Annotated in this window: 22 protein-coding genes; 9 read left to right on the top strand and 13 right to left on the bottom strand. The window is 73.3% G+C overall.

The window, feature by feature from the left end:
• Positions 1-156 precede the first annotated feature (156 nt).
• Positions 157-1,497, bottom strand: coding sequence for a dicarboxylate/amino acid:cation symporter (locus tag CR165_RS12355; RefSeq protein ID WP_109517297.1), 1,341 nt, complete (start codon positions 1,495-1,497; stop codon positions 157-159).
• Positions 1,498-1,769: 272 nt separating this feature from the next.
• Here CR165_RS12355 and CR165_RS12350 point away from each other — a divergent pair, with 272 nt between their 5' ends.
• Both CR165_RS12350 and CR165_RS12345 read left to right on the top strand, forming a co-directional pair.
• The gene (locus CR165_RS12350; protein WP_109517296.1) at positions 1,770-3,599 is read left to right on the top strand and encodes a sensor histidine kinase; all 1,830 of its coding nucleotides are present in this window, start codon (positions 1,770-1,772) and stop codon (positions 3,597-3,599) included.
• Positions 3,599-4,966 (top strand): sigma-54-dependent transcriptional regulator, encoded by a 1,368-nt coding sequence (locus CR165_RS12345; protein WP_181378137.1) that lies wholly within the window; start codon positions 3,599-3,601, stop codon positions 4,964-4,966. The genes CR165_RS12350 and CR165_RS12345 overlap by 1 nt, the downstream gene beginning before the upstream one ends.
• Positions 4,967-4,990: 24 nt before the next feature.
• Here CR165_RS12345 and CR165_RS12340 read toward each other — a convergent pair whose 3' ends face one another.
• Complete coding sequence (locus CR165_RS12340) at positions 4,991-5,521, bottom strand: gamma carbonic anhydrase family protein (RefSeq protein ID WP_109517294.1); 531 nt, start codon at positions 5,519-5,521, stop codon at positions 4,991-4,993.
• A 142-nt stretch (positions 5,522-5,663) separates the two neighbouring features.
• Between CR165_RS12340 and CR165_RS12335 the strand changes: the two genes are divergently transcribed.
• Both CR165_RS12335 and CR165_RS25035 read left to right on the top strand, forming a co-directional pair.
• Positions 5,664-6,533: an SDR family oxidoreductase gene (locus CR165_RS12335; RefSeq protein WP_109517293.1), complete on the top strand. Its 870-nt coding sequence runs from the start codon at positions 5,664-5,666 to the stop codon at positions 6,531-6,533.
• Positions 6,534-6,699: 166 nt separating this feature from the next.
• Entirely contained in the window at positions 6,700-6,855 is a 156-nt protein-coding gene (locus CR165_RS25035; protein WP_181378136.1) for a hypothetical protein, read from the top strand.
• A 53-nt stretch (positions 6,856-6,908) separates the two neighbouring features.
• On the opposite strand, the gene CR165_RS12330 is transcribed toward CR165_RS25035, so the two are convergent.
• A complete protein-coding gene (locus tag CR165_RS12330; protein ID WP_109517292.1) occupies positions 6,909-7,754 on the bottom strand; it encodes an inositol monophosphatase family protein in 846 nt (281 codons plus the stop codon).
• On the bottom strand, positions 7,751-8,620 hold the full coding sequence (locus CR165_RS12325; RefSeq protein WP_181378135.1) for a diacylglycerol/lipid kinase family protein: 870 nt from the start codon (positions 8,618-8,620) through the stop codon (positions 7,751-7,753). Before CR165_RS12325 ends, CR165_RS12330 begins: the two co-directional genes overlap by 4 nt.
• A gap of 355 nt (positions 8,621-8,975) precedes the next feature.
• Here CR165_RS12325 and CR165_RS12320 point away from each other — a divergent pair, with 355 nt between their 5' ends.
• The 4 genes from CR165_RS12320 to CR165_RS12305 all read left to right on the top strand — a co-directional run bounded on the left by CR165_RS12320 (position 8,976) and on the right by CR165_RS12305 (position 13,019).
• Positions 8,976-9,578, top strand: a complete 603-nt coding sequence (locus CR165_RS12320) for a hypothetical protein (RefSeq protein WP_146201895.1) — start codon at positions 8,976-8,978, stop codon at positions 9,576-9,578.
• An 88-nt stretch (positions 9,579-9,666) separates the two neighbouring features.
• Positions 9,667-10,788 carry an extracellular catalytic domain type 1 short-chain-length polyhydroxyalkanoate depolymerase gene (locus tag CR165_RS12315; RefSeq protein WP_245906372.1) on the top strand — a complete coding sequence of 374 codons (1,122 nt, stop codon included), beginning with the start codon at positions 9,667-9,669 and terminating at the stop codon, positions 10,786-10,788.
• A 75-nt stretch (positions 10,789-10,863) separates the two neighbouring features.
• Positions 10,864-12,003 (top strand): GSCFA domain-containing protein, encoded by a 1,140-nt coding sequence (locus CR165_RS12310; RefSeq protein ID WP_219929735.1) that lies wholly within the window; start codon positions 10,864-10,866, stop codon positions 12,001-12,003.
• Positions 12,004-12,089: 86 nt separating this feature from the next.
• Positions 12,090-13,019: a WcbI family polysaccharide biosynthesis putative acetyltransferase gene (locus CR165_RS12305; protein ID WP_109517288.1), complete on the top strand. Its 930-nt coding sequence runs from the start codon at positions 12,090-12,092 to the stop codon at positions 13,017-13,019.
• Positions 13,020-13,038: 19 nt separating this feature from the next.
• On the opposite strand, the gene CR165_RS12300 is transcribed toward CR165_RS12305, so the two are convergent.
• The 9 genes from CR165_RS12300 to CR165_RS12260 form a co-directional block, all read right to left on the bottom strand.
• On the bottom strand, positions 13,039-14,037 hold the full coding sequence (locus CR165_RS12300; protein ID WP_109517287.1) for a cyclase family protein: 999 nt from the start codon (positions 14,035-14,037) through the stop codon (positions 13,039-13,041).
• A 145-nt stretch (positions 14,038-14,182) separates the two neighbouring features.
• Entirely contained in the window at positions 14,183-14,695 is a 513-nt protein-coding gene (locus CR165_RS12295) for a hypothetical protein (protein WP_109517286.1), read from the bottom strand.
• A 90-nt stretch (positions 14,696-14,785) separates the two neighbouring features.
• The gene (locus CR165_RS12290; protein WP_109517285.1) at positions 14,786-15,394 is read right to left on the bottom strand and encodes a DUF938 domain-containing protein; all 609 of its coding nucleotides are present in this window, start codon (positions 15,392-15,394) and stop codon (positions 14,786-14,788) included.
• A 45-nt stretch (positions 15,395-15,439) separates the two neighbouring features.
• Positions 15,440-16,387, bottom strand: coding sequence for a sterol desaturase family protein (locus CR165_RS12285; RefSeq protein ID WP_109517284.1), 948 nt, complete (start codon positions 16,385-16,387; stop codon positions 15,440-15,442).
• A gap of 105 nt (positions 16,388-16,492) precedes the next feature.
• Positions 16,493-17,290, bottom strand: coding sequence for a polysaccharide deacetylase family protein (locus CR165_RS12280; protein ID WP_109517283.1), 798 nt, complete (start codon positions 17,288-17,290; stop codon positions 16,493-16,495).
• A gap of 5 nt (positions 17,291-17,295) precedes the next feature.
• Complete coding sequence (locus CR165_RS12275; protein WP_146201894.1) at positions 17,296-18,489, bottom strand: YncE family protein; 1,194 nt, start codon at positions 18,487-18,489, stop codon at positions 17,296-17,298.
• Positions 18,490-18,625: 136 nt separating this feature from the next.
• Entirely contained in the window at positions 18,626-19,525 is a 900-nt protein-coding gene (locus tag CR165_RS12270) for a polysaccharide deacetylase family protein (RefSeq protein ID WP_109517282.1), read from the bottom strand.
• Positions 19,522-20,313, bottom strand: coding sequence for an SDR family NAD(P)-dependent oxidoreductase (locus tag CR165_RS12265; RefSeq protein WP_109517281.1), 792 nt, complete (start codon positions 20,311-20,313; stop codon positions 19,522-19,524). Before CR165_RS12265 ends, CR165_RS12270 begins: the two co-directional genes overlap by 4 nt.
• A 103-nt stretch (positions 20,314-20,416) precedes the next feature.
• Positions 20,417-21,067, bottom strand: a complete 651-nt coding sequence (locus tag CR165_RS12260) for a flavin reductase family protein (RefSeq protein ID WP_109517280.1) — start codon at positions 21,065-21,067, stop codon at positions 20,417-20,419.
• A gap of 104 nt (positions 21,068-21,171) precedes the next feature.
• On the opposite strand from CR165_RS12260, the gene CR165_RS12255 reads away from it, so the two are divergent.
• Positions 21,172-21,648, top strand: coding sequence for an MAPEG family protein (locus CR165_RS12255; protein ID WP_219929734.1), 477 nt, complete (start codon positions 21,172-21,174; stop codon positions 21,646-21,648).
• The last annotated feature ends 1 nt before the right edge of the window (position 21,649 follow it).

Below are 21,649 nucleotides of genomic sequence, written 5' to 3'. Positions count from 1 at the left end.
GCAGGCCGTGGCGGGCCGGCATGTTGCGGCGGCCGCGGGCCGGCCACAAGCGGCGGGGCCGCCGGGCAGCGGCGCAAAAAAGGCCGGGGAAGCGGATGCTCCCCCGGCCGGCCTCCGGCGCGGTCCGGGGCTGGTCGCCCCGGCGCGCGCGGCGCGTCACTCGGCCGGCTGCGCCAGCCCGATGGCCTCCGGCGCCTCCGGCAGCGCCTTGCCGCTGAGCGCCAGGCGCAGCTGCTTCTGGTCCAGCTCGCCTTCCCAGCGGGCGACGACGATGCAGGCCACCGCATTGCCCACCAGGTTGGTCAGCGCCCGGCACTCGGACATGAAGCGGTCGATGCCGAGGATCAGCGCCATGCCGGCCACCGGCACCGCCGGCACCACCGAGAGGGTGGCGGCCAGGGTGATGAAGCCCGCGCCGGTGATGCCCGCCGCGCCCTTCGAGGAGAGCATGGCCACCAGCAGCAGCAGCACCTGGTCCCACAGGCTCAGCTCGATGCCCGTGGCCTGAGCGATGAACAGCGCCGCCATGGTCATGTAGATGTTGGTGCCGTCCAGGTTGAAGCTGTAGCCGGTGGGCACCACGAGCCCCACCACCGACTTGCGGCAGCCGGCGCGCTCCATCTTCTCCATCAGCGTCGGCAGCGCCGCCTCGGAGGAGGAGGTGCCGAGCACCAGCAGCAGTTCCTCCTTGATGTAGCGGATCAGCGCCAGGATCGAGAAGCCGTTGTAGCGGGCGACCGCCCCCAGCACGACCAGCACGAAAATCAGCGCCGTGAGGTAGAAGGTGGCGATCAGCAGCGCCAGGCTGGCAATGGAGCCGATGCCGTAGCGGCCGATGGTGAAGGCCATGGCGCCGAAGGCGCCGATCGGCGCGGCCTTCATCAGGATGGCCACCAGCTTGAACATGCCGGCCGAGGCGGAGTGCAGCACGGCCATGACCGGCTCCGCCTTGTCGCCCACCGAGGCGAGGGCGATGCCGAACAGCACCGAGAAGAACAGCACCTGCAGAATGTCGCCCGAGACGAAGGCGGCTACCGGCGAGGCGGGGATGATGTTGGTCAGGAAGCCGACCAGCGTCGTCTCGTGCGCCTTGGCGGCGTAGCCGGAGACGGCCTTGGGGTCGAGCGTGGCGGGGTCCACGTTCAGCCCGGCGCCGGGCTGCACGATGTTGGCCACGATCAGCCCGACGATCAGCGCCAGGGTGGAGAAGACCAGGAAGTAGAGCATCGCCTTGCCGGCGACGCGGCCGACCTTGCCGATGTCGCGCACCCCGGCGATGCCGGTGACCACGGTGAGGAAGATGACGGGCGCGATGACCATCTTCACGAGCTTGATGAAGGCGTCGCCCAGCGGCTTCATGTCCGCGCCGGTCTGCGGATAGAAGTGCCCGAGCAGGATGCCGACGGCGATGGCGAAGAGAACCTGCACATACAGGTGCTGGTAGAATTTGCGCGGCGCGCCGGGCGCGGTCGCCGCTTGGATGGGTGCATAGGCCATGGATATCCCCCCCTGCCTGAAGTTCCGGCGTGGCCGTGCCGCCGCGCCGGCGGTGTCGTTCCGTGGTGTGGACCGCCGCGAGGGCGGTGCTCGGAACCCCCATGGCAAGGGGGGTGCCAGAGCGGGCAGGGTCCGGCCGCTCTGGCTTACTCCTTGATCTTATACATGTTTGTGCGGCGGCGTGGCCGGCACGCCGGCGCTGATCGTGCGGATTTCCGCACAGCTTCCAGAGGCGTTGTGCGGTTTTCCGCCCGGCCTGACGGGCATCCGGCATGAGCGCCGCGCCCGGCGCGGCCCGCCTATGGCGGAGCCTGTTCCAGGTTGTCGCGGCCCTGGCCGTGCTGCTCGCGCTCGACCGTGGCGCCGACCATCTGGCGCGGCGCTGGGTGCTGGCCGACCTCGCCGCCTCGGCCGGCGCCGCCGCCGAGCTGCGCGGCGCCGTGCTGCAGGCCGAGATCGAGAAGCAGCGCAGCCTGCCCCTCATCCTGGCGCAGGACCCCGACCTGCGGGAGGCGCTCGCCGCCCCCAGCCCGGCGCGGCTGGAGGCGCTGAACGCCAAGCTGGAGGCGCTGGCCCAGGGCACCCGCACCGCCGTGATCTACGCGCTGGACCGCACCGGCGTGGCGCTGGCCGCCAGCAACTGGCGCACCGGCACCAGCTTCGTCGGCAGCGACTATGCCTTCCGCCCCTATTTCCGCGATGCGCTGCGCGAGGGCGCGGCGGAGCACTTCGCCCTCGGCACCGTCAGCAACCGCCCCGGCCTCTACCTGGCGCGGCGGCTGGACGGGCGGGACGGGCCGGTCGGCGTCATCGTCGTCAAGGCGGAGTTCGAGGCGGTGGAGGAAGCCTGGCGCCGGCTGCCCGGTCCCGTCCTGGCCACGGACCCGCGCGGCATCGTCACCGTCACCAGCGTGCCGGCCTGGCACTTCCTGGCCACCCGGCCGCTGGCGGGGCCGGAGCGCGAGGCGATCCGCGAGAGCCTGCAATTCGGCAATGCGCCGCTCGGCGACCTCCGCCTCGCGCCGCTGGCCGGCGATGCCACGCTGCGCCGCCTGCCGCCCGGCGCCCGGCCGGAGGACAGCCCGGCCCTGCCCGTCACCCGCCCCGTGCCCGGCACCGGCTGGACACTCACCCTGCTGGCCCCGGTGCGCCCGGTGCTGGAGCCGGCCCGGCTGGCGGCCCGGCTGGGCGCGCTGCTGCTGGGCGGGGCGGGGCTGGCGGGCATGGCGCTGGCGCTGCGGCGGCGCGGCCGGCTGCGCCGCGACCTGGCGCGCGACGCCGCCCGCCGGCAGGAGCTGGAGGAGCAGGTGAGCCTCCGCACCGCCGAGCTGCGCACCGCCAATGCAAGGCTGCGCGCCGAGGCGGTGGAACGCCAGCGCGCCGAGGCCACGCTGCACGGGCTGCGCGACGAGCTGGCCCAGGCCAACCGCCTGGCCATCCTCGGCCAGATCACCGCCAGCGTGGCGCATGAGATCAACCAGCCGCTGGCCGCCATCCGCACCTTCGCCGACAACGCGCTGAAGCTGCTGGGGCGCGGCGACGCGGCCACGGCCGGGCGCGCGGTGGAGACGATCGCCGGGCTGACAGGGCGGATCGGCACCATCACCGAGGGGCTGCGCGGCTTCGCCCGCAAGGGTGGCGGCGAGAGCGAGCCGGTGGCCCTGCGCGCCGCCATCGAGGGGGCGCTGCTGCTGGTCGGCCACCGGCTGCGGCAGCACGGCGTCGCGGTGGAGGTGTCGGTGGAGGGCGAGCCCCGGCTCCGCGCCGAGCGGGTGCGGCTGGAGCAGGTGCTGGTGAACCTCGTCCAGAACGCCATCGAGGCGTTGCAGGGCCGCGCCGATGGCCGCATCCGCATCAGCGCCGCCGCCGCGCCGGAGGGCGGCGCCACGCTGCGGGTGGCCGATAACGGCCCCGGCCTCGCCCCCGTGGTGCGCCGCTCATTGTTCATGCCCTTCACCACCACCAAATCCGCCGGTCTCGGCCTGGGGCTGGTGATCTGCCGCGACATCGTGGCCGATCTCGGCGGCACGCTGGAGGCGCCGGAACGCCCGGAGGGCGCGGAAGGCGCGGAATTCGTCATGACCTTCGGGAAGGCGCTGTGATGGACGTTGTGTTCGTCGACGACGACGACACCCTGCGGGAGGCCAACCTGCAGAGCTTCGCGCTGGAGGGGCTGACGGCCATGGCCGTGCCCTCCGCCGCGCGGGCGCTCGACGTGCTGGACGCCGAATTCCCCGGCGTGGTGGTGACCGACATCCGCATGCCGGGCATGGACGGGCTGGCCCTGTTCCGCCGCCTGCGCGCCCTGGACCCGGACCTGCCGGTCATCCTCATCACCGGGCATGGCGACATCCCGATGGCGGTCGGCGCCATCCGCGAGGGGGCCTACCACTTCCTGCCCAAGCCCTACCCGGCCGAGCAGCTCCTCGCCGCCGTGCGCCACGCGCTGGAGAAGCGGCGGCTGGTGCTGGAGAACCGGCGCCTGGCCCGGGCGGTGGAGGCGGCCGGGGCGGAGGACGGGGCCTTCCTCGGCGCCGCGCCGGCCATGCGCCGCCTGCGGGAGACGCTGCGCCAGGTGGCCGACGCGGCGGTGGACGTGCTGGTGGAGGGGGAGACGGGCAGCGGCAAGGACGTGGTGGCGCGCCAGCTCCACGCGCTGAGCCGCCGCGCCGCCCGCCCCTTCGTGGCGCTGAACTGCGGCGCCCTGCCCGAGAGCGTGATGGAGAGCGAGCTGTTCGGCCACGAGGCCGGCGCCTTCACCGGCGCGCAGAAGCGCCGCGTCGGCCGCATCGAGCATGCCGATGGCGGCACGCTGTTCCTCGACGAGATCGAGGCCATGACGCCCGCCATGCAGGTGAAGCTGCTGCGGGTGCTGGAGAGCCGCGAGATCGCCCCCCTCGGCACCAACGAGGTGCGGCGGCTCGACCTGCGCGTGGTGGCCGCCACCAAGGTGGGTCTGGCCGAGCTGGTGCGGCAGGGCGCCTTCCGCGAGGATCTCTACTACCGGCTGCATGTGGTGACGCTGCGGGTGCCGCCGCTGCGCGAGCGGCGGGAGGATATCCCGCTGCTGTTCGCGCATTTCCTGGCCCGCGCCGCGGCGCGCTTCGAGCGGCCCGCGCCGGCGATCGACGCCGCCACGCGGCGCCATCTGGAGAGCCATGCCTGGCCCGGCAATGTGCGCGAGCTCTCCCACTTCGCCGAGCGGGTGGCGCTGGGCCTGGCCGATCTGCCTGCCGCGGCCGGGGCGGCCCCGGCTGGGGCGATGGCGGGGGCTGCCTCCCTGCCGGAGCGCGTCGATGCCTATGAGGCGGCGCTGCTGGCGGAGGCGATGGCGGCGCACCAGGGCGATGTGCGGCAGGCCGTCGCCGCCCTCGGCATTCCGCGCAAGACCTTCTACGACAAGCTCAAGCGCCACGGCATCGCGCCGCAGGACTACCGCGGCGGCAGGGAGGAGGGCGCGGCCGGGTGAGGCGCCCCGCCCGCCGCCGGGCGTTCAGTCGATGCGGCGCAGCCCCTTGGCGAAGCGGCGCCAGTTCCGCACGTAGTTCTCGGCCGAGGCGCGCAGGCCGGCGATCGCCGCCTCGTCCAGCTCCCGCGCGGCCTTGGCGGGCGAGCCGATGATCAGCGAGTTGTCGGGGAATTCCTTGCCCTCGGTCACCAGGGCATTGGCGCCGATCAGGCAGTTGCGGCCGACCCGCGCATTGTTCAGCACCGTGGCCCCCATGCCCACCAGCGTGCCGTCGCCGATGGTGCAGCCATGCACGATGGCATGGTGGCCGACCGTCACCCCGGCGCCGATGGTCAGCGGCGCACCGGGATCGGCGTGCAGCATCGCGCCCTCCTGGATGTTGGTGCCGGCGCCGACGATGATGGGCGTCCGGTCCCCGCGCAGCACGGCGCCGAACCAGATGCCCACATCCTCGCCCAGCGTCACGTCGCCGATCACATGCGCGTCGGGGGCGATCCAGTAGCGGCCGGCCTCCGGCAGGCGGGGCGCGATTCCATCCAGTTCATAGAGCGGCATGGCGTTTCCTGTGTTCTTCCCGGCGGGGTGGCCCCCGTCCGCGCGGCAGGATGCGTCAGGGGGCGGCAATGGTCCAGCACCCCCCTCCCCCGCGCGCCAGGGCCCCTTGCCCCTGCCGCCGGAAGCCTCTAGCGACGGCGGCATGACCCGGTCCGCCTCCGCCATCACAGTGCTCGGCGCCTCGGGGCGCACTGGCGCGGCCCTCTGCCGCGCCCTCCTCGCCCGCGGCGACAGCGTCATCCCCGTGGTGCGCAACCCGGCCCGCTGGGCGGCGCGCGGCATCCCGCTCGAGCCCCGCCTGGCCGAGATCGGCGACCACAAGGCGCTGGCGCGGGCGCTGGAGGGGGCGGAGCGCATCGTCTCCACCGCCCATGCGCGCTGGGCGGCCGCCATCCAGCGGGCGGCGCCGCCGGGGGCCACGCTGGTGCTGATCGGTTCCACGCGCCGCTTCTCGCGCTGGCCGGACGCGCATGGCGATGGCGTGCGTGCCGGGGAGGCCGCCTTCCTGTCGGGGCCCCAGCCGGGGGTGATGCTGCACCCCACCATGATCTACGGCGCCCAGGGCGAGAACAACGTGCAGCGCCTGGCGGCCCTGCTGCGCCGGCTGCCCGTGGCGCCGCTGCCGGGGGGCGGCCGCGCCCTGGTGCAGCCCATCTACCAGGACGACCTGACCGCCTGCCTGCTGGCGGCGCTGGACCGCGACTGGCCCACCCCCCGCACCCTGGTGGTGGCCGGCCCGGAGCCCGTCGCCTACCGGGATTTCCTGGCGGCGGTGGCCCATGCCGCCGGGCGCCGGGCGCCGCCGGTGCTGCCCATGCCGCTGGCGCCGCTCGTCCTGCTGGGCCGCGTGGCCGCGCTGGTGCCCGGCCTGCCGCGCATCGGCCCGGACGAGTTGCGCCGCCTGACCGAGGACAAGGCCTTCGACATCGCCGAGATGCGCGCCACGCTGGGGGTCTCGCCCCGGTCGCTGGCGGAAGGGCTGGCCGAAACCTTCGCCCACGCCACGGGTTGAGGGCGGCGGCCGCCCGGGCCGGTGCTGTGGCAGAAAGGTTACGCCTTCTGCCATGTCGGTCATCATGACGGTGCAGCCGCAACCGTACGTTGTTCCGCTCCGTTATCCTGCCGAGACGCAAGCGCCCGGGAGGGCGAAGCCCGTGACTGATGACAGGCCACAGACGATGAAGACGCAAGCTCCGCCCGCCCTCCGCAGCCTGCCCGACCGGGCGCTGGATGCCTGGCTGCGGGCCAATCTCGAGCAGCCTGCCGCCCTGGAGCAGGACGAGGATCTTCCGGCCGAGCTGGTGGCGCTGGTGCGCCATGCCAGCTTGAACTGACCGCCGCCTCCGCCTGAGGGAGAGCCACGCCGCTCTCCCTCCTCTCCACGCCTTCAGCGGGTGGCCGCGCAGAGCAGCTCCACCGCCTCGGCCCGCCCCAGCACCACGGGCCGGCGCCAGCCCGCCAGTTCCTCGGCGGCGCCGAACCCCGCGAAATCCTCCCACCCTTCTGCGCCAAGGGTGCGGATGGTGCCCCCCGCCGCCTGCACCAGCGCGAACCCGCCGGCCACGTCCCAGGCATTGGGCCGCTCGAACCGGGCCACTTCCAGCAGCCCCGCCGCGATGAAGGCGCATTCGATCGCGGCCGAGCCGGTCCGCCGCACCTCCCAGGCGGAGGGGATGTTCGGCGCATGGTTGGCCAGCCCGGCGAGGCGCCGGCGGATCGCTGGATTGTAGGCGCGGGCGACGGGCTCCTCCTCGAAGCGCAACGTGCTCTGCACCGTCGCGTGATAGACACCGGCGCGCAGCGCGTGGCTCGAGGCGCACCACACCGCGCCCGCGATCGGCCGGCCGTCCAGCAACACGCCCACGGAGCCGGAGAAAAGCGGAAAGCCGTTGATGAAGTTGGCGGTACCGTCCACGGGGTCCACAGCCCAGACGAAGCGGCTGCCGAAGGCGGGGCGGTCCGGCATCTCCTCGCCGAGCACGTCATGGTCGGGAAAGCGCTCCGCCAGCCGGGCGCGCATCAGCACTTCCACGGCGCGGTCCACTTCCGAGACCGGGTCGCGCAGGCTGAGCTGCCCGGCGGGATCGCTCTTGTATTCCACGGCCAGGGTATGGCCCAGCGCCTGCGCCATCTGCGTCCCGGCCAGACGGGCCAGTTCCAGCGCCATCGCCTCGATCTCGGCCAGAAGGGCGGGGCTCAACCCATCCGGCAGCCCGGCTCCGGCGGCGCTCATGCCACGCCCTCCGCCGCGGCGGGAACCAGCACGGTGAGCGCCTCCTGCTCCAGCCCCAGGCGGATTTCCTCGGGCAGCGTCTCGTCGCGGCACGTGTCGTCCTGCCGCACCGGGCCGGCGGGCCATGAGAGGACGATCTCATGCGCGGCGCGGCTTAACGTCGGCGGCGGCCCCTGCTCGGGGGCGTGCAGCCACGCGATCATGGCCTCGCGCCGCTCGGGTGGCAGCACCACAAGGTCCAGCCGGCCGTCTCCGGGGCGGGCCTGCGGCGCGATGGCCAGGTTGGGGCCGAAGAGCGGGATGTTCATGGCTTCGGCGAACAGGCTTTCCCCTTCCCATGGCTCGCCGTCCAGCAGGGCCCGGAAGCGCCGCGGCTCGGCATGGGAGAGGATGGTGCGGAAGGCGGCACGCCCGGCCTCGATGCCTTCCGTGCCGCTCTTGTCGGCATGGTCCACAGCGCGCGCGAGCGCACCGAAGCCCACCGCCTCCAGGAAGCGCTGGCGCTCGCCCAGGCCTTCCACGAAGGCGCGGTCGAGCCGGACCTGGCGGGCCTGCCTCCAGGATTCGGCGAAGGCCCGATGCGAATCCCACAGCCCCAGGGAGCGTGCCAGGTTGTTGGCGGTGCCGAAGGGCAGGATGGCCAGATGGGCCCTGTTGGGCATCCGCGTGGCGATGCGCCCGACCGTGCCGTCGCCGCCGGCCACGATGACCAGATCCGGCGCCGTCTCCAACGCGCTGGCGACGGCCTCGCCCTTGCTGGGACAGACGCGCAGGGAGAGGCCGGCTCTCTCGAGCGCCGCCGTGAGCTCCCGCAGGGAATGGTCGCCCTGCCCCGCGGAAGGATTGTGGAACAGAAGAGCTTGCATGCCGAGGTAACACAGCATGGACGCCGCCGTTCCCCGGCCCCTTGAAGGGAGGAGGGGATGGCGCTTCTCAACTTCGCGCGCGGACCGCAAACAACTGTAGAAAAAAACGGACGAAGCGCGTTAATTCATCGCCATCAAAACAAATTCTATCAATTCTTCCGCGCATGCGGTTATCATGTCGCTTCACCAGTCATGTTAGTATCCAACAGCGGGCCGCCGAGAAGCGAACCCACCGCTCCCGCACGGACCGGCTTCGGAGGACAAAAGTTTCGTGAACCTGACGCCTGAAGAGGCCGCCATTGCGAAGGCGCGCGGCTGCCGCCTGATCGCGGCTGATGCACAACAGGTGGCTGTGTTGTCGATGCAACGGCGCGTGTTCTGGATCCAGGGCGAGCCCTGGCTGATCATGCGGGAGGATGGCTTCTTCGAAACGGCCGCCACGCTCCGGCATCTTCTGGAACAGCCCGGGCCCGTGGCGGTTCCCGCGCCCGAGGCGCCCGCTGCTCCTGCCGCGCCGGCTCCCGCCGCCGCGGATGCCACCGCTTCCGACATCGCCGCGTCCGAGCCGCCCGCCGCCGAGCCGCCCGCCGCCGAACCACTTCCGGCGGCAGTCCCTGCCGGCATGGCCGCGGCGCAGGAACCGGCGGAGATGCCGGCGGATGCCGGGGCGCCGGAAGCGGAGGACACGCCGCCCCTGCCTTCTCCGCCGCTGCCTTCTCCATCCCTGGCTTTTCCGCCGCTGCCCGTGCCGCCGGACCTGCCGATCGCCGGTGGCATCCTGGCGCTCGGGGCGCAGGATGCCCCGCCACGGACCATTCCGGCGGCGCTGGTGATCACCGCGAACATCGTCTCGCGCTATGTCGCCGCCACGCCGGTGGACACGAAGGACCTGCCGGACCTGATCCGCAGCATCCATCGCAGTGTTTGTGCGTTGCAACCAAGCAAGGAAGGGGCCTGATCCCGGCTTCCTTCCGCGCGGTTTCCTCCGCGGTGCCGGGAGCAGCCCTGCCGCCCGGATGATCGGAGGCGCGCACAACGCTGAAAGGATGACCGTGACGCTTGCGCTGCATGGCCTGGACAGGTTGATCCGCCTGCGCCAGCGCTGGAGCCGCCTGTTCGTCGGCGCGCCGGAAGGCCCCGCGGATGATGGCCGCCTGAACGAGATCGCCGATTTCGGCGAAAACCCGGGCGCGCTACGGATGCTCGTCCATGTGCCGGCCGCGCTCCGCCCCGGCGCGCCGCTGGTGGTGGCGCTGCATGGCTGCACCCAGACCGCTGCGGGCTATGACCGCGGCTGCGGCTGGTCCGCCATGGCGGACCGCCTCGGCTTCGCCCTGCTGCTGCCCGAGCAGCGCAGCGAGAACAACCCCAAGCGCTGCTTCAACTGGTTCGCCCCGGACGATACGCGCCGCGATTCCGGCGAGGCCGCCTCCATCCGCCAGATGGTGGACCACATGCTGCGCGAGCACCGGCTGGACCCGCACCGCGTCTTCGTCACCGGCCTGTCGGCGGGCGGCGGCATGAGCTCGGCTCTTCTGGCCTGCTATCCGGAGGTGTTCGCGGCCGGGGCCATTCTCGCGGGCCTGCCCCATGGCGCCGCCGCCAGCGTACCGCAGGCCTTCGAGGCCATGTTCCAACCGAAAATCCTGAGCGCCGAGGAACGGGCCGCGCCGGTGCGGGCCGCGTCCGGCCATGCCGGGCCCTGGCCGCGGATATCCGTCTGGCAGGGTGCCGCGGACCGGACGGTGGCCCCGGCCAATGCCGACGAGATCCTGAAGCAGTGGCTGGCGCTGCACGGGCAGGACCTGGAGCGGCCGGCCGGCAGCGCCACGGCCGATGGCGTGACGCACCGTCTGTGGCTGGCGCCGGACGGCCGGCGGCTGGTCGAGGCCTACAGCATCGACAGCCTGGCGCATGGCGTGCCGCTGCACCCGCCCGGCGAGGCGCAGGAGCATGAGGGCCGGATCGGCGAGGCCGGCCCCTACATGCTGGATGTCGGCCTTTCCTCCACCCATGCCATCCTGGATTTCTGGGGTCTGGCACCGGCCCCGCAAAGGGCTTTCGTGGTCAGCCGCGGCGGCGAGGCACGGGAGGTGACGGAGCGCCCCTCCCTGGCCGCCCGCCTGCTGCGCAAGGCCCGGCGTCTGGCCGGGCTGGGGAGCGATTGACCGACCCGCCCGGCCCGCGCCACAAAGCACGCGGGCGCCATGACGGGGCGTCCGCAACCATGGCGGGTGGACCCCTTGACGAATCCCTATCTCGGTCTTCCGGACCACGCCTTCTGGTCGCGCGCCGTCTCGCGCCCGGCGGCGCGGGATGCGGTCGATCCGCTGGCCGGCACCCCCTTCACCATCGGCCCGCGCGACGCCGTGGCCACGGCCGGGAGCTGCTTCGCCCAGCACATCGCGCGGCATCTGGTGGCGCAGGGCTTCAGCTATCTCCGCGCGGAGAGCGGCGGCGACCCGGAGGCCGACCCGCATGGCTACGACCTGTTCTCCGCCCGCTACGGCAACATCTACACCTGCCGGCAATTGCTGCAGACCTTCAACCGCGCCTACAGCCTGTTCGAGCCGCAGGACGATGTCTGGCAGCGGCCGGACGGGCGGTATGTCGACGCCTTCCGCCCGCGCATCCTGGAGACGGGGCATGACAGCCCGGAGGCGGTGCGGCGGGCGCGGGAGCCGCATCTGCAGGCGATCCGCCGCGCCTTCGAGGAATGCGACGTCTTCGTCTTCACCCTGGGGCTGACGGAGGGCTGGGTCAGCCGGCTGGACGGCGCGGCCTATCCGCTGGCGCCCGGCGTGGTCGGCGCGGGCCGGCCGGCGGAGGACTACGCCTTCCACAACTTCACCGCCGCCGAGACGCGCGCCGACCTCGCCACCTTCCTGGCCCGCCTGCGGGCGGTGAACCCCCGGGTGCGGGTGATCCTGACGGTCTCGCCCGTCTCGCTGATCGCCACCTACACGGCGCAGCACGTGCTGCCGGCCACGGTCTACAGCAAGTCCGTGCTGCGGGTGGCCGCGCAGGAGGTGGCCGACGGCCTGCCGGGCGTCCTCTACTTCCCCTCCTTCGAGATCATCACCGGCCCGCAAGCCCGTGGCCGGTACTACGAGGAGGATCTGCGCTCCGTGACGCCGGAGGGCGTGGCGGCGGTGATGGACGTGTTCAGCCGGCACCTGCTGCGCGCGGCGGAGGAGGAGGATGGCGAGGCCGCGGCGGCCGAGCCCTTTCCGCTGCCGGAGGAGCCCCCCGCCGGGCCGCCGCCGTCCGATACCGGGGCTGGCACGGTGCCGCCCTCCCTGCGGCAGGACTATGCCGCCGAATACGCGCAGAACCTCGACATCATCTGCGACGAGGAGGAGATCGAGCGCAGCCTGCGCTGAGGCGCCGCCGGTTTCCTATGTTTTCCTGCCCGGCCGAAGGCGCCGGGCGATGCGCCACGGGTCCTGAAGAGGTGTCAGACGTCGAGATGAAAATTCTGCTCATCGGCAATTGCCAGACGGGCTCCTTCCGGGACGCGCTCCAGATCTGGCTGCCGGGGGCGCGGATCGACCACTTCCCGACCACGCGCCCGGATACCGCCCGCCAGGCGAAGGAGATCGCCGCCGCCATTCCCGGCTACGACCATGCCTTCGTCCAGCCGATCGGCGGCGCCCGCTTCGGCCCGCTGCGCCGCCAGGCGCTGGCGCAGGCGGCGCACGCCAACCTGCACTTCATCCCCGGCGTGACCTTCGGCGGCTACCATCCGGACTGCGTCTCCCTCGGCGACACCGCGGGGAACATCCAGGGGCCGATGGGCACCGGCAATTCCGCCCTGATCGCCGCCGCCTTCGTGGCCGGCCTGCCGCCCGAGCGCACGGCCCGCATGTTCAACAGCTTCGTCTATGCCCGGCTCGGCTATTTCGACGAGTTCGCGCTGGCGAGCCAGGCCTTCACCGCCCACATGGCGGGCTTCGGCCTCGACGGCGCCGCCCTGCTGCAGGGCTGGCGGGGCCGCGCCTTCATGCACACCGTGATCCACCCCAAGCCCTACGTCATCTCGGACATCGCCCATGCGGTGCTGCGGCGGCTCGGCCTGGTGGAGGAGCACACCGGCGAGCTGGGCGATGCGCTGGGCGACCGGCTGCTCAATCATCCGGTCTGGCCCGTCTATCCCGAGATCGGCCGCCGGCTGGGCCTCCGGGGGCACCTGCATTTCCGCGGCTCGATCACCGGCAAGGGGGACCGGGAGCTCAACGTGATGGACCTCCCGGCCTATATCGCGCGCAGCTACGAGCATTACGCCACCATGCCGGAGCGGGTGGCGCAGGCGGTGGCCGGCCACCGCCGCGCCGCCGCCGCGCTGGCGCTGCTGCGCGCCGAGCTGAACCTGGCGGAGGCCGCCATCGGCGCCGCCTGAGCGCGGCGCCGCGGCACGCTCAGAACATGGCGGTGGGCGCCACGGTGGAGCCGGTGCCGCCGCTGATCTTCAGCGGCTGCAGCATGAAGGCGAACTCCGACTGGCCGCGCCGCGCCAGCTCGTCCAGCTTCATGTTCTCCAGCAGGTGCACGCCATGCACCACCAGCGCCAGCTGATGCACCGGCAGGCTGGCATCCGGCATGGTCTTGGAGGGCGCGCATTCCACCGGCCAGTTGTCGGAGCCCATCAGCATCGGGTTGCGCTGCAGGATCCACTGCGCCGCCGCCACGCCGATGCCGGGGCAGCCGGCGACGTAGCGCGCATTCTCGCGGCCCCAGAGCAGGCCCCAGCCGGTGTGGATGATGACGGCGTCGCCCTCCTCCAGCGCCACGCCCTGCCGTTGCAGCGCCTGCTCCAGGTCGGCCACGGTGATCTCGTAGTCGTCGGGCAGGGTCTGCACCCCCTTCAGCCCGGCCACGTCGATCAGCACGCCGCGGGTGAAGATGGTGCCGACCCGGTCCACCCCCATCTCGCGGAAGCCGTCGCGGCCGGCGATGTCCTCGTACTTGACGCAGTTGTACACCTCGTCGCCGATGGTCTGGTGCGGGAAGGCGTCGAGCTGCGTGCCGACCTGGCCGATCTCGGAGACCACCAGCTCCTCGTTGCTGCCGCGCCGGTTGGCCTGGGGGTTCATGAAGGTGCGCTTCAGGTGCACGTCGAAGCGGCGGGTGCCGAAGAAGGGCATGGTCTGCGCCAGGGTGTGGCCCAGCTCCACCATGGTGCCGTTGCGCACCAGCCCGGCGGCGCGCTTGGCGCGCTCCGGCGTCATCAGGTTCATGCTGCCGCGCCGGTCCTGCGGGCCCCAGCGGGAGGGGCAGCGCTCACCCGAGGCCGGCGGGCTCCAGCGCGGGGAAGAGGTGGACTGGGCCTGGGCCGGCGTGGCGCGCAACCCGAGATGCGCGCCGCCACAGCCGAGGCAGGCCGCGCCGAGCAGGAACCGGCGGGAGAGGGATTTCACGGCATATCCTCCACAGGGCTTGCTTCATGGGCGGCCTCTTGCGGGCCGCGCCTTCAGCCTGCGGGCGTGGCGGGAGGATGGCCAGAGCCAAGCCGGGGCGGCCGGGCCCGCTCAAGATTTTGTGACGAGTCCGAACCGAAAAGGCTCAGCGGCGCGTGCTCCGGTAGAGCGTGCCGTTCCAGGCGGCGCGCCGCCAGGGGCCGTTGACGAAGCGCATCTCCAGATCCTGCCAGCCCTGGCTGCGCTCGCCGGCCAGCCGCACCCGGTCGGCGAAGAAGGTGCCGATCTCGACATGGCGGCCATCGGGCTGGCGCTGCAGCACCAGCATCGGGCAATCCGCCCGGCCGAGCGGCGCGCAGCCGCGCGGGGTGGAGAGGCGGGCCAGGATCTCCGGCTCGCCATCGCCGTTCAGGTCGAGGCGCAGAGTCTCGACCTCCACTGGCAGGCCGTTGGCCCGGACACGGACCAGCAGGGGGCCGCGCGCCTGCTCCACCGCCGACAGCGCCGCCGGGTCGGCCGCCGCGAAGCGGGGCATGGGCGCCTCGGCCCGGGCCGGGCCGGCCGCCGTGAACCCCTCCAGCGCCGGGCCGAGCCCGGTGCCCAGCACCGCGCCCAGCGCCAGCATCCCCAGGCCCCGCATCATCCATCCGCCGCGCATCGCTCCGCCCTCCTGGCCCGGCATCGTCCGCCCGGCCGGCAGGATGGCGCGGCAATGCTTGCGGCGCGGTGAAGGCGGCGCCGCGCGCGCTCAGCCCGCGCGGTGGAACAGCGGCATCAGGTTGTTGGCCGGCATCTCCTCCACCGGGCCGGGGCGGAAGCCGGCGGCGACGGCGGCGGCGGTGACCGCCTCCAGGTCGCGCACGCCCCATTCCGGGTCGCGCTGGCGCAGGCTCTCGTCGAAGGCGGCGTTGCCGGGGGCGGTGTGGGCTCCGCCCCGCCGGTAGGGGCCATAGAGCAGCAGCGGCGCCCCGGGCGGCAGGCAGCGCGCGGCGCCCGCCATCAGCGCCGGCGTCGCCGCCCAGGGGGCGATGTGGATCATGTTGACGCAGAGCACGGCATCCGCCCGCGTCACCGGCCAATCCGGCGCCCGCACGTCGAGCGCCAGGGGCGGGCGGAGGTTGGGCAGGCCCGTCTCGGCCAGCCGGGCGGCGAGGCTGGCGCGTGCCTCCGGCGTCGGGTCGGTGGGCTGCACCGTCCAGCCGGGCAGGTGGGCGGCGAAGTGCACCGCGTGCTCGCCGCCGCCGCTGGCGATCTCCAGCAGCAGCCCGGCGGGCGGCAGGTGGCGGCGCAGCACCGCCAGGATGGGGTCGCGGTTGCGCAGCGCGGCGGGGGAGGAGATGCGGGGGTCTTCGCTCATCCCCCTCACCTTCCCCGCCCGGGCGGCGCCGTCAAGCGGCGCGGCTCAGCCGCGGCCGAGCAGCGCCGCGCCCATGCGGCGCAGGCCGAGCACCTGCTGGCGCCACCAGCCGCCGGTGGCCAGCGCCTCCGGCAGCGAGGATTCGCCGGTGGGGCGGAACACGTCGCGGCGGAAATCGGCGGTGCCGAACATCCAGTCCCACACCGGCAGCAGCACGCCGTAGTTGCGGCCTTCCTCGCCCGGCGCCAGCTCGCTGTGGTGCAGCCGGTGGAAGCGCGGCGAGACCAGCAGCCGCTCCCCCACCCGGCCGAAGGAGAGGCGCACATTGGCGTGGCTCAGCGCCTCCGCCAGCCGCAGCACCAGCACCACGATGGGGAAGTGCCCCGGCGGCACGCCGATCAGCAGCGCGATGCCGCCGAACCAGACGGCGCCGATGACGTCGTCCAGGATGTGGTTGCGGTCATCCGTCCAGAAGGTCATCTGGCGCTGGGCGTGGTGGATGGAATGCAGCGCCCACCACCAGCCGAAGGTGTGCTGGAAGCGGTGCCGCCAGTACTCGCCGAAATCCAGCACCACGATGTAGACGGCCAGCGCCAGCAGCGGCCAGTCCCGCAGGATCGGGAAGAGGGTCTCCAGCGTCGGCGGCACCCAGCCGCTGTCGGCCACCGAGGCCTCCCACCAGGCGCCGAGCGAGGCGAAGGCGATGAAGGCCAGCAGCGGCAGCAGCCCGAGCCGGGTGAGCACGGTGTAGAAGACATCCGTGCGGATGCTGCGCCCGTCGGTGCGCGGCTCCACCGGCTTCCAGGCCTCCAGCGGCCGGCACACGGCGTAGATCACCAGCACCTGCACCACGCCGAACAGCGCGAAGTTCATCCACTCGAAGGCGTCCTCGGCCCATTCCATCAGGCCGAGCGCGTAGAGCGCGGGCTGGACCAGCACCTCGAACAGCCAGCCCTGGCCCATGTTCCAGGCATCCTGCAGCGCGTCGATCATGCGCGCCCTCCTCTTTCCTCAGGCACCGCGTGTCGTCTCAGGCACCCGGCCTTCTCAAGCACCCGGTCTTCTCAAGCACCCGGTCTTCTCAAGCACCCGGTCTTCTCAAGCACCTTGGGCCGGCAGGGTGGCGAAGCAGAAGCCCTTCGCCAGCAGCCCGTCCAGCAAGGCAGGAAAAACCAGCCCGTAGGGCTCGCGCCGGCTGCGCACGCCCCAGTGCATCACCAGCACCTCGCCATCGCGAATGGCGCCCAGGGCGCGGGCGAGCAGCGCGGCGTTGGGGTGGGCGGCGCTGTCCAGCTCGTCGCCCAGGAAGCCGTTCGCGGTCCAGCCCTGGTGGCGCAGGCCGCAGGCGGCGGCCAGGCGCAGCGCGTTGGGGCTGGTGCGGCCGCCCGGCGCGCGCCACAGCGGCAGGATCCGGGCCTCCGGCGCCATGGCGCGCAGCGCATCGACCGGCCGCGCCAGCTCGGCGCAGAGGCCGGCGCCATCCAGCACCACCGCCCCCTCCCCCCGGCGGGAGGCGTAGCGCACCCGCCCCAGCCCGGGATCGGCGCCGAAATACCAGTGGCGGAAGGTGTGGCTGGCGAAGGCGTGGCCCTCCGCCGCGCGGGCGCGCCAGAACGGCGCCCAGCCCTCGCCCAGGGTGCGGCCGCCGCGGTAATCCGGCTCGTCGGCGACGAAGAGGGTGGCGCGCACGTCCCGCGCGCGCATGGCGGCGGCGATGTCCTCCGCCTCCCGGCCCCAGCCCGTGTCGATGGTGAGGTAGAGCGTGCCGGCGCGGCATTGCGCCAGGGCCGGCCTGGAGAGGGGCGGTTGCGCCAGGGCCTGGCTGGCGGCCGGCAGGGCGGCCAGCCCGCCCAGCGCCACGCGCAGCAGGCCCCGGCGGGAGGATGGCACCGGCATGCCGCTCAACGGGCCGGGGCGGCCGGCGCCCCGGCGGCGGGCGGAGCGGCCACTGCGGGCGCGGGCGGCGGAGCTGCCGCCGGGGCAGCCCCGGGGGCCGTGCCAGGCGCCTTCGCCGGAGCCGTGACAGGGGCCACGGCGGGCGCCGGCGCCGGGCTTGCGGTGGCCGCCGGCGTGGCGGGAGCGGCGCTCCCGGCGGCCGTGTTCCCGGCGGCCTCCGGCGCGGCGCTGGCCGCGGCCGCGTAGAGGATGCCGTGCGGCGAGCGGCCGACGCGCTGCGTCTCCAGCTTGCCGGTCTCGACATCCAGCACGCCGATGCGGCCCTGCCAGCGCAGCGTCACCCAGAGCCGGCCCTGCGGGTCGATGCTGATGCAGTCCGGCCCGCCCGGCACCTTCAGGCTGCGCACCACCTCGAGGCTGGCCGGGTCGAGCAGCGTGATGCGGCTGTCCACCCGGCTGGTGACGTAGATCGTGCTGCCGTCCGGCGAGGGGAACAGCGCGTGCGCGCCGCGCCCGACCGAGACGGTGCGCTCCACCGCCTGGGTGGCGGGGTCCAGCACCGCCACGTGGTCGCTGCCCATGATGCCGACCAGCAGCCTGTCCCGGTGCCAGATGATGCCGGCCGGCTCCGGCCCCACCGGCACGGTCCAGAGCGGCTCCAGCGTCTCCAGGCTGATGGCGGCGACGGTGCCGCTGCCCTGGAGGGTGACATAGACCACGCGGTTGTCCGGGCTGTAGGCGAGGTGGCTCGGCATGTCCGGCATGCCAAGCCGCTTGGCCAGGGTCAGCGCCGCGCCGTCCCAGCGGTAGATGTCCACCTGGTCCCGCCGCAGGCTGGTGATGACCAGGAAGCGGCCATCCGGGCTGAAGCCCAGGTGGTAGGGGTTGGAGAGCGCCTCGCGCCGGATCAGCTCGCCCGTGGCGGGGTTGATCATCAGCATCTCGTTGGCGCCGGAATCGCCCACCATCAGAGTGCCGCCATCCGGCGTCAGGGCCAGGTGGTGCACCTCGCGCAGCACGGGGATGCGGCGCACCTCCGCCCGCGTCTCGGCATCCAGCACCTGGATGGTGGCGTCGCCCGAGTTCAACACATAGACCAGCCCGGCGGCGCGCGGCGCGGCGGGCGCGCCCAGCAGCAGCGCCAGGGCCGGCAGGGCCGCCAGCCAGGGATGGGTCAGGCGCAGTCGGGGCATCCGCATCAGGCGAGGCTTTCGGGAAACGGCGGGCCGGGAGGACCAGGAGGAAGCACAGGAAAGGCGCGGCGGCCAGGATAGCAGCTTCGCCCCCCGGCCTGCCAGCGAGGCCATTCGCCTCGCCCACGCATGGTGGCCGCGCTCAGCCGCGGCCGAGGCGGCGCGGCTCCACCGGCTCCGGCAGCGCCGCCGCGACGGCGAAGCGCCCGACATTGGCCGAGGCGGCATGATGCGCCGCCACCTCCCCCACCGTCGCCACCCAGGCCTCCGGCTCCGCGGTGACGCGCGCCAGCAGCCGCTCCAGCAGCACCAGCTGCTGCGCCCGGCCGGAGATCCAGTCATGCACCGTCACGGTCATCATCTGGCCCAGCCGGTGCAGCGCCGCCCATTCGTCCAGCCAGCCCTCCAGCACCGGGCCGGGCGCCATGGGCGGGCCGCGATCCGTTGGCAGGGCGGAGAACTTGAAGTGCACCGCGTCGTCGATCGCCCACTGCACCGGCACCTCCACCACGCCCTCCATCTCGTAGGGGTGGTCGGCGCCCATCAGCGAGCTGTCATAGAGGCCGTGGCGGCGCAGCTCGGCCAGCATGTGCGGCGTCATCTCCCAGGCGGGGGAGCGGAAGCCGCGCGGCGCGGCGCCCGTCTGCCGGCGGAACAGGCCGAGCGAGGCCTCCAGCGCCGCAGTGAACTCGGCATCGCTGCTCTGCGCCACGATCTCGTGGAACCAGCCATGCAGCCCCACCTCGTGCCCGCGCTCCAGGAAGGCGGGCAGCAGGTGCGGGTTGGCCTCGGCCACCACGCCGGGGACGAAGAAGCTGCCCTTCACCCCGAAGCGGTCCAGCAGGTCGAGCAGGCGCCAGATGCCCTGCCGCAGGCCGAAGCGGCGCTGCTCCAGCTGGCCCAGCATGCGGGCATCCTCCGGCCGGCGCTGCGCCCAGAGATAGGGCGCGTCCGCGTCGACATCGACGCTGAGGCAGAAGGCACTGCGCTTCCCCTCCGGCCACTGGTAGGCCGGCCAGGGGCCCCGCTCCGCCCCGCTCACAGCGCCGACTTCTTGTCCTGGTGCACGGCGAGCGAGCCGATGGAGTTGCCGCCATCCACCGTCATGGTGCCGCCCGTCATGTAGGCGGAGGCGCTGCTGGCCAGGTAGACCAGCGCGTTGCCGACATCCTCGGGCGAGCTGCCGCGGCCGAGCGGAATGGCCGCCACGGTGGCCTCCACATGCGCCGCCGTCAGCGGGCTGGCGGTGCTGCCGGGGGCAAAGCCGGGCTCCAGCGCGTTCACGCGGATGCCGTATTCCGCCAGCTCGATGGCGAAGCCCTTGGTCAGCCGGTCCAGCGCCGTCTTGGAGACGCAGTAGGGCACCACCGAGCGGCGCATCTTGCGCGAGGCGCCGGAGGAGATGTTGATGATGCTGCCCTTCACCCCCTGCCCCACCATCTGCCGCGCCAGGGCGCGGGTCAGCACGAAGGGCGCGCGCAGGTTGACATCCATGATGCGGTCCCACTCCGCCGCGTCGATGTCGAGCAGGAAGCCGCTGGGATAGACGCCGGCATTGTTCACCAGCACCTCGGCCGCGCCCCAGCGCGCGCCGATCTCGGCGGCCAGCGCCTCGATGGCGGCGGCGTCGGTCAGGTCCACGGCGCGGGCGAAGCCGCCCTCGCCCAGCGGCGTGGCGGCGGCCAGCGCCTCCAGCCCGGCGGCGTCGGCGTCCGTCAGGCAGAGCCGCGCGCCGGCGCGGGCGAAGGTATCCACGATCCAGCGGCCCACCACGCCGCAGGCACCCGTCACCACCACCCGCCGGCCGGCCAGTTCCTGCGTGAAATCCATGGAGGTCGCTCCTCTTGCTGGCGAAGGCTCCGGGGCTATCCGAGCGAGAGAGAAGTGAAAAGGGCGGGGGAAGGAATTCCCCCGCGCCCCCATCTTTTTTCTGTCAGGTGCGGCGGGGCCAGTCGCCGGATTCGAAGCGGGCCGCGTCCATGGTGGGCAGGTCGAAATGGTCGCGCGTGCGGGCATAGGCGTGGCCGCCCATGCGGCCCACCGCGTCCAGCCCCGCCGGGTCCACATGCAGGCTGTCGTTGACGATGCCGGCGTGCAGATGGGCGTGCACCACCTCGCCCAGCACGATCTCGCGCGAGGCGCCGATCTCCAGGAAGGAGTGCAGCCGGCATTCCAGCGCCGCCGGCGCGGCGGCGATGCGCGGGCTGGCCACCGCCGTGCCGGGCAGCAGCGCCAGGCCCGCGCGCTCCAGCTCGTCCACCCCCGGGGGGAAGGGCACGGCGCAGACATTCATCGCCTCCAGCAGCGCGTCCGAGACGATGTGGACGGTGAAGCAGCCCGTCTCGCGGATGTTGCGCCCCGTGTCCTTGGGCGAGCCGTCGGCGCGGAACTCGATGCCGAGCGCCACGATCGCCGGGTCGGCCGAGAGGCAGTTGAAGAAGCTATAGGGCGCGGCGTTCGGCCGGCCGGCACCGTCCACCGTCACCACCCAGGCGATCGGGCGCGGCACCACGGTGCCGATCAGCAGCTTGTAGCGCTCGCGCGGGGTGAGGCTGGCGAAGTCGAAGTCACGCGTCTCGGTCATGCGGCGGCCCTGGGCTGGGTGGGGAGGGTCGGGAGGGGATGGGCGGGCGCGCGGGCCGGGGCGGTTCCGCCCCCTCCTGGCAGGGCCTGCGGGAATCGCATACCGTGCCCGGGCCGGGCGCGCCAGGGCGTGGCCGCGGCCCCACCCCCGACGCCGTCCTGGCCCTGCCGGAGCCTGCCCGCCGCATGACCGCGCTGCCCGTCACCTCCCTCTACGCCGCCCTCTCCGGGCTGCTGCTGCTGGCGCTCTCCCTGCTGGTGATCCGCGCGCGGCTGGCCGCGCGCGTGGCGCTCGGGCTCGGCGAGGATGTCCGGCTGCTGCGGGCCAGCCGGGCGCAGGGCAACTTCACCGAATACGCGCCGCTGACCCTGCTGCTCCTGCTGCTGCTGGAGGCCGCCGGCAGCGGGCCCGCCCTGCTGCACCTGCTGGGCGGCCTGGCGCTGGCGGGCCGGGTCCTGCACGCCATCGGCATCTCGCGCGAGCCGGAGACGCTGATCCTGCGCCAGGCCGGCATGGCGCTGACCTTCGCGGTGCTGGGCCTGGCGGCGCCGCTGCTGCTCCTGCGGCTCGCCGCCGGCTAGC

Origin of the sequence: Teichococcus aestuarii (genome assembly GCF_003116135.1) — a bacterium.
GTDB lineage: Bacteria > Pseudomonadota > Alphaproteobacteria > Acetobacterales > Acetobacteraceae > Pseudoroseomonas > Pseudoroseomonas aestuarii.
This window is presented reverse-complemented; position numbering and strand designations above follow the sequence as displayed.